Source organism: Bradyrhizobium sp. USDA 4538 (genome assembly GCF_024171045.1).
In the GTDB taxonomy this organism is placed as follows: Bacteria; Pseudomonadota; Alphaproteobacteria; order Rhizobiales; family Xanthobacteraceae; genus Bradyrhizobium; species Bradyrhizobium australafricanum.
Window position 1 is genome coordinate 176,932 of record NZ_JALJZE010000002.1, and the last position, 17,129, is coordinate 194,060.

Annotated in this window: 11 protein-coding genes and 7 pseudogenes; 10 read left to right on the forward strand and 8 right to left on the reverse strand. The window is 61.3% G+C overall.

What is annotated here, in order from left to right:
- Together J2R78_RS42110 and J2R78_RS42115 are read left to right on the forward strand one after the other, a co-directional pair.
- Positions 1-270: pseudogene (locus J2R78_RS42110) on the forward strand (transposase domain-containing protein); the annotation flags it as partial.
- Positions 271-348: 78 nt separating this feature from the next.
- Positions 349-663: pseudogene (locus J2R78_RS42115) on the forward strand (transposase); the annotation flags it as partial.
- 334 nt (positions 664-997) lie between these two features.
- On the opposite strand, the pseudogene J2R78_RS42120 reads toward J2R78_RS42115, so the two are convergent.
- The 4 genes and pseudogenes from J2R78_RS42120 to J2R78_RS45500 all read right to left on the reverse strand — a co-directional run.
- Positions 998-1,977, reverse strand: a pseudogene (locus J2R78_RS42120) (IS3 family transposase); the annotation flags it as partial.
- 1,527 nt (positions 1,978-3,504) lie between these two features.
- Positions 3,505-3,639 (reverse strand): annotated as a pseudogene (locus tag J2R78_RS42125) (NAD(P)-dependent alcohol dehydrogenase); the annotation flags it as partial.
- A gap of 173 nt (positions 3,640-3,812) precedes the next feature.
- Complete coding sequence (locus tag J2R78_RS42130) at positions 3,813-4,697, reverse strand: DUF3102 domain-containing protein (RefSeq protein WP_253610230.1); 885 nt, start codon at positions 4,695-4,697, stop codon at positions 3,813-3,815.
- Positions 4,698-4,722: 25 nt separating this feature from the next.
- A pseudogene (locus tag J2R78_RS45500) lies at positions 4,723-4,874 on the reverse strand (DUF932 domain-containing protein); the annotation flags it as partial.
- A gap of 148 nt (positions 4,875-5,022) precedes the next feature.
- On the opposite strand from J2R78_RS45500, the gene J2R78_RS45505 reads away from it, so the two are divergent.
- Together J2R78_RS45505 and J2R78_RS42135 are read left to right on the forward strand one after the other, a co-directional pair.
- Positions 5,023-5,124: a helix-turn-helix domain-containing protein gene (locus tag J2R78_RS45505; RefSeq protein WP_375167191.1), complete on the forward strand. Its 102-nt coding sequence runs from the start codon at positions 5,023-5,025 to the stop codon at positions 5,122-5,124.
- A complete protein-coding gene (locus J2R78_RS42135; protein ID WP_253610228.1) occupies positions 5,121-5,993 on the forward strand; it encodes a DDE-type integrase/transposase/recombinase in 873 nt (290 codons plus the stop codon). Before J2R78_RS45505 ends, J2R78_RS42135 begins: the two co-directional genes overlap by 4 nt.
- 610 nt (positions 5,994-6,603) lie before the next feature.
- Here J2R78_RS42135 and J2R78_RS42140 read toward each other — a convergent pair.
- Together J2R78_RS42140 and J2R78_RS42145 are read right to left on the reverse strand one after the other, a co-directional pair.
- Positions 6,604-6,835 (reverse strand): annotated as a pseudogene (locus tag J2R78_RS42140) (pyridoxal-phosphate dependent enzyme); the annotation flags it as partial.
- 169 nt (positions 6,836-7,004) lie between these two features.
- Positions 7,005-8,069 (reverse strand): GlxA family transcriptional regulator, encoded by a 1,065-nt coding sequence (locus J2R78_RS42145; protein WP_253610226.1) that lies wholly within the window; start codon positions 8,067-8,069, stop codon positions 7,005-7,007.
- Between the two features lie 62 nt (positions 8,070-8,131).
- Here J2R78_RS42145 and J2R78_RS42150 point away from each other — a divergent pair, with 62 nt between their 5' ends.
- The 6 genes from J2R78_RS42150 to folD are packed head-to-tail and all read left to right on the forward strand — an operon-like array spanning position 8,132 to position 15,018.
- On the forward strand, positions 8,132-9,382 hold the full coding sequence (locus tag J2R78_RS42150; protein WP_253610225.1) for a sarcosine oxidase subunit beta family protein: 1,251 nt from the start codon (positions 8,132-8,134) through the stop codon (positions 9,380-9,382).
- An 8-nt stretch (positions 9,383-9,390) separates the two neighbouring features.
- Positions 9,391-9,654: a sarcosine oxidase subunit delta gene (locus J2R78_RS42155; RefSeq protein WP_253610224.1), complete on the forward strand. Its 264-nt coding sequence runs from the start codon at positions 9,391-9,393 to the stop codon at positions 9,652-9,654.
- Complete coding sequence (locus tag J2R78_RS42160) at positions 9,651-12,644, forward strand: sarcosine oxidase subunit alpha family protein (RefSeq protein WP_253610222.1); 2,994 nt, start codon at positions 9,651-9,653, stop codon at positions 12,642-12,644. Before J2R78_RS42155 ends, J2R78_RS42160 begins: the two co-directional genes overlap by 4 nt.
- The gene (locus J2R78_RS42165) at positions 12,637-13,248 is read left to right on the forward strand and encodes a sarcosine oxidase subunit gamma (protein ID WP_253610221.1); all 612 of its coding nucleotides are present in this window, start codon (positions 12,637-12,639) and stop codon (positions 13,246-13,248) included. Before J2R78_RS42160 ends, J2R78_RS42165 begins: the two co-directional genes overlap by 8 nt.
- 30 nt (positions 13,249-13,278) lie before the next feature.
- Positions 13,279-14,139, forward strand: coding sequence for a formyltetrahydrofolate deformylase (gene purU / locus J2R78_RS42170; protein ID WP_253610220.1), 861 nt, complete (start codon positions 13,279-13,281; stop codon positions 14,137-14,139).
- A 3-nt stretch (positions 14,140-14,142) separates the two neighbouring features.
- Positions 14,143-15,018 carry a bifunctional methylenetetrahydrofolate dehydrogenase/methenyltetrahydrofolate cyclohydrolase FolD gene (folD, locus tag J2R78_RS42175; RefSeq protein WP_253610219.1) on the forward strand — a complete coding sequence of 292 codons (876 nt, stop codon included), beginning with the start codon at positions 14,143-14,145 and terminating at the stop codon, positions 15,016-15,018.
- 102 nt (positions 15,019-15,120) lie between these two features.
- Here folD and J2R78_RS42180 read toward each other — a convergent pair.
- Positions 15,121-16,063 (reverse strand): IS630 family transposase gene (locus J2R78_RS42180; RefSeq protein ID WP_141343507.1). Its coding sequence is split into 2 segments (ribosomal slippage): positions 15,121-15,723 and positions 15,725-16,063, totalling 942 coding nucleotides; the frame shifts between segments, so codons are not numbered across the junction.
- Positions 16,064-16,178: 115 nt separating this feature from the next.
- A pseudogene (locus tag J2R78_RS42185) lies at positions 16,179-17,106 on the reverse strand (IS630 family transposase).
- Between the last annotated feature and the right edge of the window lie 23 nt (positions 17,107-17,129).

Here is a 17,129-nt window from a genome sequence, read left to right on the forward strand (position 1 = left end):
AACAATTGCGCTGAACGCGCATTGAGAGGCATCGCCTTGGGACGGCGCAACTGGACCTTCGCCGGCAGCCAGCGTGGGGCCAACCGTGCCGCCATCATGCTGACGATGATCACGACGTGTCGTCTCAATGACGTCGATCCAAAGGTCTGGCTTGCCGACGTCCTCACCCGTATCGCCGATCTTCCCACTTCGCGTCTGCACGAACCGCTGCCCTGGGATTGGAAGCTTCTGCGCCAGGCTGCAGAGCCCTCCGATCAGCGGGCCGCCTGATCTTCACCCAACGCCATCATAGCGCTCTCGAGACCCGCGCGCATGCGTCAATCGGGCGGCCCTCGTCGTGTGCGTACCGACGTTCGACTTGCCGGAACACTGCTGTCTCGTCTGAAAGTCGGATCAATGCTGCTTGCCGACCGTGGCTATGACGCCGACTGGATCAGAGAGTTTGCCATGAAGAAGGGCGCGTGGGCCAACATCCCGCCGAAAAGCAATCGCAGCGATCCGATCTGCTTCAGCCCTTATCTCTACCGCGCTCGCAACCAGGTCGAGCGGTTCTTCAACAGGATCAAACAATGTCGTCGGGTGGCGACGCGCTATGACAGGCTCGCTGCCAACTACCTTGCCTTCGTTCAACTCGCGTCAATTAGGCTAGCTGCGCCTTCATGAGTCCGCGTCCTATTTCCAGAGCATAGTAGACGCGCGGCGATCGGCTATACTATTGCTTGCGCGAGTCTACCGATTCGCGATTCCGCTGACATTCCTTTTGCCGCCGATCTTGGCCCGATAGGCATCTGGCTCGCACTTCCGCTTTCGGATGTCTTTCAGATATTGGTGACCTTCGTGGTGTTGAAGGCCAGGTCACCGCAATCCGAATGGGGTTTGTTCCGGTCAGCATAGGCCGGAAGTGCTGTACGCTGTACAGGTGCTCGGGAACACAGTGAGCCAATCACAAACGCAGAGATCACGCGTGGGGCGTCGACAAGCAGCAACGATCGTCTGCCGACGCCATCGCCGCATTGTCCCAGACGTTGCCGGAACGGCTCATGCTGCAGACGATGCCGTGGTTGGCCATCAGGCTCTGGAACTGCTCGTTTGTGTATTGGCTGCCCTGATCCGAGTGGTGCAACAGCGCATCCGGCTTACCCCGCCGCCAGATCGCTATCAGCAGCGCATCGGTCACCAACTGAGCCGTCATGGCAGCGTTCATCGACCACCCCACCACCCGGCGTGAGAACAGGTCGATCACCGCCGCCACATAGAGCCATTCCTCGGCTGTCCAGAGATAAGTGAAGTCGGCGATCCACTTCTGGTTCGGCCGCTCGGCAGCAAACTGTCGGTCCAGCAGGTTCGCCGGCACCGTCTCGAGCTGCCGATCGCCGCTGTCCTTCGGCAAGCGCAGGCGGCGCGGCCGTGCCCGCAGGCCCTGTAGGCGCATCAGTCGTTCAATCTGGTGCAGGCCACAGTCAGCCCCGTCGGCAAGCAGATCACGCCACACTCGGCGCGCGCCATAGGTGCGGTCGCTGGCCCTGACGCTGGCCTTGACCTTGCCACCGAGCACTTCGTCGCTGCGGGATTTGGCGCTGGGAGAGCGGTTCAGCCAGGCAAGGAAGCCCGACCGCGACACCCCCAACGCATCGCATAGCCCTGCCACCGGCCAGATCGCCCGGTGCTTCGCGATGAAGCCGAACTTCATGTCGCTTCCTTCGCGAAGTAGGCAGCGGCCTTCTTTAGGATGTCCCGCTCGGCTTTCAGCTTGGCGACCTCACGGCGCAGCCGTTCGATCTCCTGCTGCTCAGGCTTCATTTGCCCGTGGCCGGGAAAGGCCTGCACCGGATCGGAGCCGAACTCCTTGACCCACTTGCGCAGAACATTCTCATGAACGTCCAGGTCGCGGCCAGCTTGCGCCACCGACACCTTGCGTTCCCTGACCAGCTTGACTGCCTCGATCTTGAACTCGCGACTGCACTTCCGTCTCTTCATCGCCCACCTCCGGCTTCATGAAACACCTAATCTTGGTGTCCATCAAACCGGCAGCAGCTCATTTCTCCGCTTGGCGACGTCGATTCGGACAAACGCTTCCTTATAATCCGCCACGGCTCGTCCTCCTGTGATGAGGGTCGGCCCCGACTGCCCAGCAACCTTCGGACTCCCAGTGTAGGGCGAGCCACCTCATCGATAGCAGCGCATCTACGCTGTTACTGTCCAGCGGCGTTGGTTCCCAATCTGCTTCAGAACTTGAACGTCAAAGGAAATATGGTCGCCAAGAGGCGTTCGAATGCAGAACACTGCTCAAAAACGCGCCTCTCGAGGATTTTCCGCTCTACGTCAGGTAGCTCGGTTTGAAGCAACCGACGACAACGCCAGATGTCGTTCCGCACAGATCTGATCTCACTCAAGCTATCATCAATCGAAGTCATCGGATGCGAACTTAGTTGAAACATTCGCGATGGAGCCGCCAGGCGCGCGTCTCACATCGATAGTTCGGCGACCGGCGATTGCAACTAGTAATTGGTCTAGCCTGGGACTTGGATTGACACTTCTTCGCTGGAACGGGGTCATCGCGCAGCCTTCATGCGTTGCGCAACCTCTGTTCGCCAAATGTCGACCGGTCGACGGCATTCGCGTGCATCCTTGGCTTTGCATTTTCTAACAATCAAGTTCAATGAGTGAACTGTCTCGTCGCGTAGCGCGCTTCTGTCGACCTGCCTTCACTGGTTGTACGTCCGGGGTTGGCACACCCCGCGCTCACTGCAAACCAGTTGATTGTTCACAATAGCCGCCTCCTGCCGGCCTCTCGACTAACTGAAACCGCGCAGCAGATTTCGCGAGCTCGAATGCTACACGGGAACAGCTAGCTCTTTCGGCACGACCCTACAGCGATCACCGCGCGGTGGGTTCGGCCCACCGGCCACAGAACTCGAATCCATGTAGACCGACCAAAGAGTCGAACCGGCCGGCGAATCGAACCGACGCCGCTCGGGACTGAACTTGACACGACAACTTCAGTTTACGAACCCAAAGGCTCGGCGTTAGATGTTGGTATTCGCGCTGGTAGAGAGTGCTGAACATCATATCAAGTGGATTGATATCGGGCTACCGCCCAGTACGTCCGCGTCGAATGCGAAAAATCCCGCGCCGCTCGATAGCCGTTCGGCGCGCCCAGATTGATTTCTCATGCGCCGAGCTCCATGAGTTGGCCTTGATCGACGCTGTCGAGAAACGATCGCGCGAGACCGTACTTGTGGCAATCTCAGATGTTGACGCGGAGTTGGAAGACGCTTTCTCCGCCGCTTTCGCCGCGAGGAAACATTGGCTGTGCTCTCGGTGGGTCTTCCGTAGCAGTGAGACGCTGTAGCGAATGATATTCTCGTCTAATCGCGGTCCACCCCAGCCTTTCTCTACAGAGTACGATCGCCACGCAGCGAATGTCGCGAATTTCAGCTAATGAGCGTTTTGCGCTTCATTCGACCGTTGCTGCGCGATAGCTTGAGCAACGTTGGAATGCGTCCACCCGTCGGCATTTTCGTGTCCCATGATGAGGGGCCGCAATTTGTCGCCGGTTGGATCCATACGCGATTTCCATACTCCTTCGATGATATGCAGATCGGTTCGGCATACGCCCGCGCCGCCGATACGAAGTAGCGCCCAGCGGCGACTCGTCTGAGCTAAAGACGAGGCTGGTTAGCCGACGCCCTATGAACATCCTCGACTAAATTGCTCTAGCATGTCGGGACAATCTTACGCTTGCGCTGAGTCGGGTGCCCACGGAAGACTAGCTCTGCAGCGGCTAGTCCGCAGGGATGGTTCCCCTACGGTCATGCAAGCTCCGCCCGTTTCGTCGCGACGCGAAAGTGTCGCCCGAGTTCCTCAGCCAAATCTGGATCAGATAGAACGCTGTCGCTGGTTAGTATTTGACAAACCCGTGCGAAATCCACGTCGGACAATTTGCGAGCCAAGAATGCCGCGAGCTCGCCAAGCCCCGCCCTTTCCTCATCGATTGGATACTGCGCTCTAACACTGCGACTGGCATCCTCCGATGCAACGCTTCGCTCACGTCTACTTTGCGCCACGAATGTCCTTAATTCCTGGCGTATAGCCACAGCGCCGATTTGTTCTCCGGCTTCAAGACGTTCCAGCACATCAACGACGAACTGCTCTGGCACTCCGTTCGCGGAAAGCATGTAGATTGCGGATACAGGCAAATGCGCAACGGCTGCGCTTTTTCCGGCCGCCCACTGTGCGGCACGCATGTACGCTTGAGCGGTCCGACAGGGAATGCCCACCTCGCTTTCCACCCAGCCCAAGAATACTCCATGGGAGAGATGCCGCTTGGCTTCGAGAAGCGCTTTGCCGATCTGAATTATCGAGCTGGCACATTGCCTGCGAATACGATCGGCCTGACCACGCAAGAACGCCTCAACGGAGGGTGACACACCTGCATAGTCGAATTTCAGGCTAGACGAAGCGACATACCGATTATCGGCCACCAAACCAGCGGCATTTCCAGACATGAACCCGCCCAACGTTTCGTCGCCCAAGCTATTCAGCGCATATTGTCTCACACAAATCAACGCTGGGTTGTTCGTAGATTCGTTCATTTTTTTCGCCGTGAGCTGTTCGATTCTTAAAAGCCAATGCGTCAATCCGACGTGACAAGAGGAACCTATCAACCCTGCCTGATCGGCTCGGTATTCGTTCATGATTGAGAGCCCACTACGTAGACCCGTCCGACAGGGACAGATAGCGCTCCTCCGCTGGGGCGAGAATCATTCCGACGATACTCGGCCAACGCGCGTCCCGCGGGTCACGTCCACCTTGTAGCCGCCGGCGTAGTCGCGGCCGGCGCTCAAAACTTCGACTTGGGTGTCGCGCGCCATGGAAAGCTGCCCCCTCGGCGCCATGAGGAATTGCCCCCTCCTTGGATTAGCCGAGGAGAGAGCGAATGAAGCAGGAACGAATCACTAGAGGCTCGTCGTGGAGTGATCCACGGGGCAGGTGATGAAGACGCCGGATGACGTGGCGGAGATGTTGCGCCTGAGGGCGTGCGGATGGGGGCTGAAGCGCATTGCGCGCCAGCTGGGCTGCAGCCATCACACGGTGAAGGATTATATTGCGGTGGACGGGTGAAGCCGTTCAAGTCGCCCGAGCGGCTGAAGCGGCTCGACGGCCTTGAGGGTTGGCCGCGCGAGAGGTTCATTCGCCATCGCGGCAATGCGGACGTGGTGCGCCAGGACCTGTTGGCCGAGAAAGGCGTGACAGTCAGCCGGCGAACGCTGCAACGCGCGATGCAGCCCTATCGTCGGGCGCTGAAGGCGGAGGCGCTGGCGACGATGCGGTTCGAGACGCCCCCTGGCCGGCAGCTGCAGATCGACTTCGGAGAGCGCCTGGTCGAGATCGGCGGCGTGAAGATCAAAGCATTCGTGTTCGTGGCGACGCTCGGGCATTCGCGGCGGGTACATGTGGGTGCGTTCCGGGCCGAGAAGCAGGAGCACTGGTTCGCTGGGCTCGAGAGCACATTCACCACCTTCAGCGGTGTCCCGGAGGAAGTGCTGATGGACAACCCACGCGCACTTGTGGTGCGCCGACGACGTTGGCAGCCGGTCGGTTCAGTTCAACGACAGGCTGATTGCCTTCTCGAAGCACTGGGGCTTCCGGCCTCGCCGCCTGCGCACCATATCGGGCACGCACGAAAGGCAAGACCGAGAATGGCGTCGGTTAGACGACGCGACGCCTGCTCAACCCCGATCATCGCCGCCGCTAGCGAAGGCACGCTGACCAGACGCGTCACGCCGCTCTGCTCCAGGACCGATGCCAGCTCGTACACATCATTGACAGCTGCCTGCGGCACGATCACCAGCGATCGCCCCCATGCCAGCGGCACCAATATCTCGAAGATCGAATCGATTGAAATTCCTGAGCGGAATAGAGGCACTCCAGATCACAGCGACGCGTCAAAAATGGCAAGGTCAGGCTCGACGGGAAACTGCCGTGGGTGACCAATTTGCGCAAGGAAGGGTTCGACGTCGCGGCTGCCGTCCAGGACGACGACAACAGGCCGGCTTTTGTCGTCAGCCTATCATCGGAGGATAGCGGTCTGACGCGCTCGGCCGACCTTGACCTCATGGCCATGCGCGCGTCGAACACCGCAGCAATCAGGATCGCCCGTCTTGATATCGATAATGACAGAATCATTCACCCGAATGCCGGCGATTGGCTCGCCCGAGTGCGTCCCGCCTTTCTGGGCTTGCAATGCGGCATGTCGATCGGACTTGCGGCCCGCGCGCTGTCCGAAGCGGGCAGCCTGATCGGCGACGGGCGTGGTCAGTTGGCGGCGGCTGTCGAACGGCTCACGGGGGAGCTCATTGTTCTCGAAGATCAACTGCTATCGCGGATCGATAGCTCGTTCTTCGTCGATCAGCCCATTACGCTGTTTGAGTTGCGGATCCGCCTCGCCGAAATTGTCAACCAGTCGATTCAGCTCGAGCTCAGCGCCACCGGAGGCAAAGTCTATTTGTCGATCCCGGGCGAAGGCTATCAGCGCCGCCTGCGCGAGAGTGCCTTCATTCCGGTGGTAACTCCGAGCCTCGTGCAGCTTGAAAGCGTGATCAAGGCGCATCGGCGACCCTCGGCTAGCACCGTGGCCATCGAAGCGGCACCGACGGCTCCACGCCGACGACCTTGATCGACGGGTTGAGAAACTTCACGAAAGCGGTCACGCCGGCCGCCAGCCCGCCCCCGCAATCGGCAGTAAGATCGCTTCGATCGCATCTGGATGCTGCCGCAGGATTTCCATCCCGATGGTTCCTTGGCCAGCAATCACGTCGAGGTCATCGAAAGGAAGGCGACGGCTGGCTGCGCTGGTGCCACGCAGTGAGCTCCGATGCCAAGTTGCTCGATGGCGTCGATCGGCTCAGCAGTTTCCTGTCGCGCAGCAAACCCTGAACGCCAATCGGTCGGAGGATGCACGACGCGCGGAGCCCGTGCCCCCAGCATTCCTACGGCGCAAATCAGACGCTTCTGCTTGAACGCGCACTGCTGGACCGTTGACCCCCGACTTTCGATTGTTCAGGTGCTCGCGTGCGTGCATTCGGATCGCCTCTTCGCTCCTGGGCAGGCGCAACTCCAAAATGTAACCTGTAGCTTCTCGAGAACTGCGTCGGTGCCGCGAAGCCAGTTGCAAGCGCGATTTCGCCGATCGATTTCGTCGTCTGACGCAACAGGACCCTGGCGTGCTCGAGCCGAGTCCGCCGGTAGTGCCGATGGATCGTGGTGCCCAAGTGGCGCGCAAACAGGCGCTCAAGCTGGCGCAGTGAAACGCCTGCGATCTCGGACAGTTCGCGCGACGACAAGGGAGTTTCGATCTCCCTTTCCATCCGCAGCAACATCTGAACCAGTTTGGGGTGACGGACACCGAAGCGCTCGGTGGGCGACAGTCGCTGGGCGACTTCGCCGCGGCGCACTTCCGTCTGGAGAAACCAATCACTGACGGCCGAGGCCAACGCCGCGCCGTGATCGATGCGGATCATTGCGTGCATCATGTCGAGTGCAGCAATGCCGCCGGCGCAAGTGAAGCGGTCGCGATCGAGCTCGTACAATGAGCGACTGAGATGCAGGAATGGGAACGTCTCGGTGAATGCCGGAATGTGTTCCCAATGCACCGTACAACGATATCCCTCGAGCACGCCGGCCTGAGCGAGCAGATAAGGCCCCGCCGACACGCCGCCCAGTGTGACCCCGTGGCGGGCTGCCTTTCGCAGGAAAGCTAACGTCGGCGGGTGATTAAAGGCTTGCGGATTGCCGCCCGCACAAACCACGATCGCATCGAGCCTACCTGCACTGCCGATATTGGCGTCGGCCTGAATGCGGACGCCGTTCGAGGCGACGATATCGCTACCGTGAATCGAAATATGCCGCCAACGGTAGAGGTCCTTGCCGGCCAGGACGTTGGCGGCGCGCAACGGCTCGACCGCCGACGCATAAGACATCATTGCAAAGCCGGGGATCAGCAACAAGCCGATCCGGCGCGGCTGCGTAGTGTCGTAAACAGCTATCTTTTGGTCGTTTTTCGCCATTTGGGGCAATCAATAACAGCGCATGATGCCTCTTACAAGTTAGCGTCGAAACGGCTCAGGTCATGCACTACTCCTTCCTAAATCTTGCCTGGCAGGCGCTCCGCGGACATCGCGATTGGCGGCCGGCGTGGCGTGATGCGGCCCCCCGCCCGCATTACGACATCATCATCGTCGGCGGCGGTGGACACGGCCTTGCCACCGCATATTACCTCGCCAAAGAGCATGGCGTCCAAAACGTCGCGGTGCTCGAGAAGCGGTACATCGGCTCCGGCAACGCCGGGCGGAACACCACGATTATCCGCTCGAACTATCTCCTGCCCGGCAATGAGCCCTTCTACGAATGGTCGATGAAGCTGTGGGAAGGGCTCGAGCAGGACCTCAACTACAATGCGATGGTCAGCCAGCGAGGCGTGCTCAACCTCTATCACTCTGATGCCCAGCGCGATGCTTTCGCACGGCGCGGCAACGCCATGCTCCTCGCCGGCGCCGACGCGGAACTGCTCGATGCGGCCGCCGTGCGCCGGATGCTTCCGATGTTCGATTTCGACAGTGCGCGCTTTCCGATCAAGGGCGGTCTGTTGCAGCGACGGGGCGGCACCGCCCGGCATGATGCAGTCGTGTGGGGCTACGCCCGCGGCGCCAGCGATCGTGGAGTCGATGTCATCCAGAACTGCGAGGTTACCGGCTTCCTGCGAGAGGGCGACCGTATCGTCGGGGTCGAGACGACCAGAGGCAAGATCGGCGCCACGAAGGTCGGGCTGGCCGTGGCCGGCAGCAGCTCACGCGTCGCCGCGATGGCGGATCTGAGGCTCCCGATCGAAAGCCATGTGCTGCAGGCCTTCGTGTCGGAGGCAATCAAGCCGTTCATTCCGGGCGTCGTGACCTTCGGCGCAGGCCATTTCTACATCAGTCAGTCCGACAAGGGCGGGCTTGTGTTCGGTGGCGACATCGACGGCTACAACTCCTACGCCCAGCGCGGCAACCTGCCGACTGTCGAGGACGTCTGCGAAGGCGGCATGGCGCTGATGCCTGCAATCGGGCGGGTGCGCATGCTGCGCTCATGGGGCGGGCTAATGGACATGTCGATGGACGGCTCACCGATCATGGACAAGACGCCGGTCGACGGCCTGTATCTCAACGCCGGCTGGTGCTACGGCGGCTTCAAGGCAACTCCGGCTTCCGGATGGTGCTTCGCGCATCTGCTAGCGCGCGACGATCCGCACCCCGTCGCGGCGGCCTACCGTCTCGATCGCTTCGAGACCGGCCATATCATCGACGAAAAGGGCCAAGGCGCCCAACCGAACCTGCATTGAGAACCGGCATGCGTATCAAATGTCCCTTCTGCGGCCCGCGCGATGTCAGCGAGTTCGCCTATTACGGCGACGCCAAGCGCCGACCCGAGGCATCAATGTCGGATGCACCGCGGCAGGTTTATGAAGCAGTTTATCTGCGCGACAATCCGGCGGGCCGACATGAAGACCTTTGGTATCATTCCGGCGGATGCCGAAGCTGGCTGAGAGTGACTCGTGATACTCGGACGCATGAAGTTTTCGGTGCGAGTCTTGCCGCTGGAGAGGTGCCATGAGTGGAGCAGCCTCGCACACGAAGCCCAGACGGCTTTCGAAAGGCGGCCTGATCGATCGCAGCAAGCCGCTGAGCTTCACCTTCGATGGCGAGCACTATCAGGGCTACGCAGGCGATACGCTCGCCTCCGCGCTGCTCAGCAACGGCGTCAAGCTCGTCGGCCGCTCGTTCAAATATCACCGGCCGCGCGGGATTCTGACTGCGGGCAGCGAGGAACCGAACGCGCTCGTCGAGCTGCGGAGCGGGGCACGGCGCGAGCCAAACACGCGCGCAACCATGATCGAGCTGTTCGACGGTCTTTACGCACAAAGCCAAAACCGCTGGCCTTCGCTGAAATTCGATATCGGAGCCGTCAACTCGTTGCTCTCCCCGTTTTTCGCCGCCGGCTTCTACTACAAGACCTTCATGTGGCCCGCCTCTTTCTGGGAGAAGGTCTACGAGCCGGCGATCCGACAGGCCGCCGGTCTCGGGCGCGCCAGCATGGAAGCCGATCCGGACGTCTATGAGAAGCTGTACGCCTTCTGCGACGTTCTCGTCATCGGCGGTGGTGCGGCGGGGCTTGCTGCGGCCTTGAGCGCGGGCCGCTCCGGCGCGCGGGCCATCCTGTGCGACGAAGACCACGTCCTTGGCGGCCGTCTCAATGGAGATAACAGGGAAATCGGAGGCGAAAGCGGTTCGGCATGGGCGCACCATGCCAGCCTTTCCCTCGACGCCCTGCCGAATGTTCGCGTCCTGCGCCGGACGACGGTGTTTGGTGTCTACGACAGCGGTACCTACGGCGCGGTCGAGCGTGTCTCCGACCATCTTCCGGTTCCCGCGCCACATCAGCCGCGGCAGCGGCTTTGGAAGATCGTCGCGAAACGCGCGGTCCTTGCCACGGGGGCGATCGAGCGGCCGATCGTGTTTGGCGGCAACGACCGGCCCTGCGTGATGATGGCTTCAGCGGTTCGCAGCTATCTGAACCGGTTTGCCGTCGCGGCCGGCCACCGCGCCGCGATCTTCACGGGCTGCGATGACGCATGGAGGACCGCTTTCGATCTGGTCGGAAGCGGAATTCCCGTGGAAGCCATTATCGATATGCGAAGTGACGTTGACTCCCGCCTTATCGAGAAGGCGGGGCGGTTGGGTATTCCTGTCTTTGCTGGCGCACGGGTTGTCAAGACGCGCGGAAGGCAAGGTCTCAAAGCCATCTCCGTACGCTCAGCGGATGGTCAAACGAGGGATCTTGCGGTCGACTTGCTGGCTATGTCCGGCGGATGGAACCCGAACCTCGCCCTCACCACCCATCTGGGCGGCCGGCCGAGCTGGTCGGACGCGCTGGCGGCATTCGTTCCAAATGTGACTCCCCCTGGCATGACGGTCGCTGGCGCCGCGCAAGGATCCTTTGCGCTTGCGGACGCGGTGCGAGAGGGCGATGCGGCTGGCACGGCTGCGGCCGAAGCGGCTGGATTTGCCACGCAAAATCATCCTCTGCCTCAGGCAGATGATGAGGCGATCGGCTCCAAGCCTTTCTGGTACGTTGCCGACAGCCGGTCGAAGGCATTCGTCGATTTCCAGCACGACGTAACAAGCGATGATATCGCACTCGCCGCCCGCGAAGGCTTTCAGTCGGTCGAATTGCTGAAGCGATATACCACCCTCGGCATGGCCACCGATCAGGGCAAGACATCGAACGTCAACGGTCATGCCTTGATGGCGCAACTAACCGGGCGGCAGATGTCACAGGTCGGCACGACCGTATTTCGGCCGCCCTATACGCCGGTTGCGATCGGCGCGCTCGCCGGTCACCATCGCGGTTCGGAGTTCAAACCGACGCGCTTGACCGCGGGCCATGGCTGGGCCGAAGAACGCGGCGCCACGTTCGTGGAGGCTGGGCAGTGGCTGCGCGCGCAGTGGTTCGCTCAACCGGGAGAAACCCACTGGCTGACGACAGTGTCACGCGAGGTCAGGGAGGTTCGCAGCAGGGTCGGCGTCTGCGACGTCTCCACCCTCGGCAAGATCGATGTCCAGGGCAATGATGCGGCTGCATTCCTGGACCGGGTCTACGTCAACATGTTTTCGACGCTTCCGATCGGCAAGGTCCGCTACGGGCTGATGCTACGTGAAGACGGCGTCGTGATGGACGACGGCACGGCTGCCCGCTTTGCGACCGACCACTATGTGGTGTCGACGACGACCGCCAATGCGGCCAAGGTCATGCAGCACCTCGAGCACGCACGCCAGATACTATGGCCTGAGCTCGATGTTCAGCTCGTATCCGTCACCGAGCAATGGTCGCAATACTCGATCGCGGGACCGTATTCCCGACGGCTCCTGGCCCAGTTGCTTGGCGACGCCGCCGAAATCTCCGACGCCGCCTTTCCCTATCTCGGCTGCATCGAATTCCGCTGGCGCAACGTTCCGGCCCGCCTGTTCCGTGTGTCCTTTTCGGGTGAACTTGCCTACGAGCTGGCGGTGCCGGCGCAATTCGGCGATGCAACCATCCGGACGATCATGGAGGTCGGCAGCGAGCTCGGTGTCGTGCCCTATGGAACCGAAGCCCTGGGCGTGATGCGCATCGAGAAAGGCCATGTCGCCGGCAACGAACTGAACGGCACGACGACGGCGACCGATCTTGGCCTCGGCCGGATGATGTCGCGCAAGAAAGACTTCATCGGCCGCATGCTCGCCATGCGGCCGGGGCTCGCCGCCCGCGGGCGCCCGGCGCTGATCGGAGTCAAGCCGGTTGCTAAGACTGCGCGACTGCACGCCGGCGCTCATTTCCTGGGCCTTGGTGCGAAGCCGAACATGACGAATGATGAAGGTTACGTCACCTCCGTCGCCTACTCGCCGATGCTCGAGCATTGGATCGGTCTCGGCCTGATCCAGAACGGCCTGGCGCGGATCGGCGAGATCGTGCGGGCTTACGACCCGGTCCGTAATCGCGACACCGAAGTCGAAATCGTCTCTCCCATCTTTTTCGATCCCGAAGGGACACGTCTGCATGGCTGATCCTGTTCTATCTCCACGTCCTGCCTTATTGGACATCGACCGATCGCAACCCGGTGCTGGCGTCACCATCTGCGAGTTGCGCGGACTTGGCTTGGCGACGATGCAGACCCGCAAGGGACAGCACACGCTGCTGCGCGACCGCGTCAGACAGCATTTCCTTCTTGAGCTTCCCAATGGCCCAGCGATCGCGCGCGCAGGCGAGATCGCTTTCGTGGGCATTGGCCCACATTATTGGCTCGCTATGGGCGACGGGGCAGGCCCTCTGTTCGCAATGTCGCTCAAACAGATTGTCGCGTCGCTCGCATCCGTGTCCGATCAAAGCGGAGGCTACGCGATTTTTCGCGTCGGCGGACCTGCGATACGAGACGTGCTTGCCAAGGGGTTTCAGGTCGACCTTCACCCCCGCACGTTCGAAATTGGAGCCGCGGCGACCACGATCGTCGCCCATATCGGCGCCAGCATCTGGCGCTGTGAAGACAAGGCCGACGGCAGCGCCTGCTTTGAGATTGCCCTGTTCCGCAGCCTCGCCAAGAGCTTCTCGGGTTGGTTCTCGAGCAGCGCCGCTGAGTTTGGTTGCGAGTGGCAGACCCGAACCGTTCCGTAACCTGCAGATTCCCTCTTCCAAGAGCCTCCCATGTCCGTCGACAGCTACATTCTGACCTTCTCTTGTCCTAACAAGCCCGGCATCGTCGCCGCCGTCGCCAAAACGCTCTTCGAGGCCGGCGCCAATATCCAGGAAGCCCACCAGTACGATGACGTCGAGACCAACGTCTTCTTCGCCCGCATTCGCTTTAACTTCGTCGGGACCGACAATGCTGAATGTTTCAGCAACGCCTTCGCAATCATCGCCGATGGGCTGCAAATGAAGTGGACCGTCCGTCCGCGTGCCGCGCGCCCCAAGCTGCTCATCCTGGTGTCGGGGTTTGATCATTGCCTGGCAGACCTGCTCTACAAATGGCGGATCGGCGAACTTTCCGCCGACATTGCCGGCATCGTCTCCAACCATCCGATCGAGACGTTCGCGCACCACGATCTCAGCACCATTCCGTTCGACTACCTGCCCGTTACGTCGCAGACCAAATCCCAACAGGAAGCGGCCATCTGGAAGATTGTCGAAGACCGGAACGTCGATCTCGTCGTTCTTGCCCGGTACATGCAGATCCTGTCCGACGGACTTTCGGCGAAGCTCGCCGGACGCTGCATCAACATCCACCATTCCTTCCTTCCCGGCTTCAAGGGTGCAAAACCGTATCACCAGGCACATGGACGCGGTGTCAAACTGATCGGCGCCACCGCCCATTATGTGACGCCCGATCTCGATGAAGGCCCGATCATCGAGCAGGACGTCGAACGCGTTTCGCATCATGACCAACCCGACGATCTCGTCCGCAAAGGTCGCGACATCGAGCGGCGGGTGCTGTCGCGTGCCGTATTCTGGCATATCGACGGTCGCATTATCCTGAACGGCTCCAAAACCGTCGTGTTCAAGGACTGAGCCATGACTGCGGTCAATATCGACGGCAAGGCGATCGCCGAGCAGGAACGTCTCAAGACCGCGGCCGGGGTCGCGGACCTGCAACAGCGGCACGGCCGGGTACCGGGACTCGCGGTCGTGCTCGTCGGCAACGATCCCGCAAGCGAAGTCTATGTTGCCTCCAAGGCACGTCAGACAATCGCTACTGGGATGCTCCCGTTCGAGCACCGCCTGCCAGCCAAGACCTCGCAGGAGGCGCTTCTCTCCCTGATCCGGAGGTTGAACGCCGACGACGAGGTCGATGGCATCCTGGTCCAGCTGCCATTGCCGTCGCACATCGATACCGACACCGTCATCCGGTCGGTCGATCCGGCGAAGGATGTCGATGGTTTCCATCCCGAGAATGCCGGACGTCTGATTCGCGGACTGACCAGCCTGGTCCCCTGCACACCGCTTGGCTGCATGCTGTTGCTCCGCTCGGTGCAGACGAAACTGGCGGGCCAGCACGCAGTGGTGGTCGGGCGCTCGAACATCGTCGGAAAACCGATCACTCACCTCCTGCTGCAGGCGGATTGCACCGTAACGATGACGCACTCGCGCAGTCATGACTTGCCGGGACTTTGCCGCCAGGCCGATATCCTGGTTGCAGCGGTCGGCCGACCGGAGATGGTGCGCGGCAGCTGGATCAAGCCCGGTGCAATTATTATTGACGTCGGAATCAACCGCTTGCCGGCGGAGGCCGGGGCCAAGGGCCGACTGGTCGGGGACGTTGCCTTCGGAGAGGCCCGGGAAGTGGCCGGCGCGATCACTCCGGTTCCTGGGGGTGTCGGTCCGATGACGATCGCGTGCCTGCTGAGAAACACGCTGCAAGCTGCGACGAAGCGGTGGGCCGAGGGTTGACCTCGTCGAACGTGCCGCAAACCGTTGGTTTGTGAAACTCGCCCGATATCCGGAACAACCGGTCTATCTTTTGATACTAGAGCATTTTCCACATGATGTGGATCATCTGGTGTATCCAGCATGCCTAAAGTAGTTGGCACACATCTGCGGCGCAAACGACTTGACGAGTTTGCCGATGAGTTTGAGCAGGGCTTGGACCGTGCGGGTGGCGCCTTTGCGCAGCGCAGCTTTCAACCGGGAGAAGGCCTGTTCGATCGGATTGAGGTCGGGCGAGTAGGCCGGCAGATAACGCACGCGGGCGCCGACAGCCTCGATCGCCTCGCGGACACCGGCGATCTTGTGAGTGCGCAAGTTGTCCATGAAGACGATGTCGCCCTTGCGCAAGGTCGGCGCCAGGACTTGCTCGACATAAGCCAGGAACGAGGGCCCATCCATTGCACCGTCGATGACATAGGGCGCCGTGAGGCCATCGATGCGCAGCGCGGCGACAAGCGTCAGCGTCTTCCAGTGACCATGGGGCACGCCAGAGACGAGGCGCTCACCGCGAGGAGAGCGCCCATAGTGCCGGACCATCTTCGTCGTGACCGCAGTCTCGTCGATAAAGATGAGGCGCGGTGCACGCAGCTTGGGCTGCTCGGCTTTCAGCGCGGCACGCTCGGCAGCGACGTCAGGTCGATCCTGCTCGGCGGCGTGCAGTGTTTTTTTTGAAGGTGATGCTGTGACGGTCGAAGAAACGCCAGATCGAACCGATGCCGGCCTTTTGCTTTCTCTGAGAGCGCAGACGCGCGCGGATCTCCTCGAGCGTCAGGTCCGGCTCCGCGGCGATCAGCTCGATCAGCCACTGCTTGTGCTGCTCCAACGGCGAGCGGCTGTGCCCGGTGCCGGGCTTGGCCTCAACGTTTCCGGTCTTCCTCCAACGATCCATCCATCGGATCGTAGTCGAAGCGCCGAGATTGAGAATGCGCGCAGCCTCACGTGCGCTTTCGCCGGACTCAACAAGCTCAACCGCACGCACCCTGAGGTCCTTGGAGTATCCCTTCGCCATCGCATGCCCCGCATGTTGTCGCGGGCAACACCGAATCTGATTTGCGTGCCCGTGGGAATCCCCTTTGACTGTTCCGATTCACCTCAACTGGAAACCGCTCTAGAGCGTGATCGTTTCACGTTGACGCGTATCCGGCATTGGCGAGGTAGTTGGCGCATTCCTGCTGTGAGAAGCAGTTTAGCAAAGTGCCGATGCGCCTCCAGGTTGCCTCCACGTTTCGCTCAGCCGCCTTTATGAGTACGGTCTTGAGCTTGGCGAAGACCTGCTCGATCGGGTTCAGGTGGGGGCTGTCGGGCAGCAGGAAGAACAGCTTTGCACCGGCGGCGCGGATGGCGCGTCGGACGTTCGTTCCCTTGTGACTGCCGAGGCTGTCGATGATGACGATGTCGCCGGGCCTGAGCGAGGGAACCAACACCTGCTCGACATAGGCCAGAAAGCTGTCGCCGTTGATCGGCCCGTCGATCACACTGGGGGCGCTGACGCCGTCATGTCGAAGCGCCGCAAGGAAGGTCCGTGTCCGCCATCGGCCATGGGGAGCCTTGGCAACCAGCCGCTCCCCGCTGCGCGCACGGCCGTGGGAGGTCTCGTTGTCCTGGCCCAGGTCTGGTCGATGAAGACCATACGGAGGGATCAAGCCCTTGATACTTTTTCCATTGGCCCGCCGCCGCGCGACGTCGGGATGATCCTGCTCGCTGCCGTGCAGGCATTTTTGAAGCTGATGCCTTCGTGCTCGACGAAGTGCCACACCGCGTAATAGCTGATCTTGATCCCGCGCTCTGCGAGCTCTGCCAGCAGCGCGCGCAACGTGATGTCCGGCTGCTCGCCAAGCCGCTTGAGCAGCCCGTCGCGTTCGGCCGACAGCGCGTAGGGACGATTGCCTCCCATCGGTCGCGCCGGGGCGCTTCCGGTCGAGCGGTACCGCTGGGACCACTTCACTACGCTGGCAACGCTGACCTTGAAAGCTGCCGCCACAGCTCGACAGCGTTCGCCTGCGGCTGCCGCTACAACAACTCACGCAGATCACGAGAATAGGCTCGCCCCATCCGATGCGGGCCTCCAGCCCAAC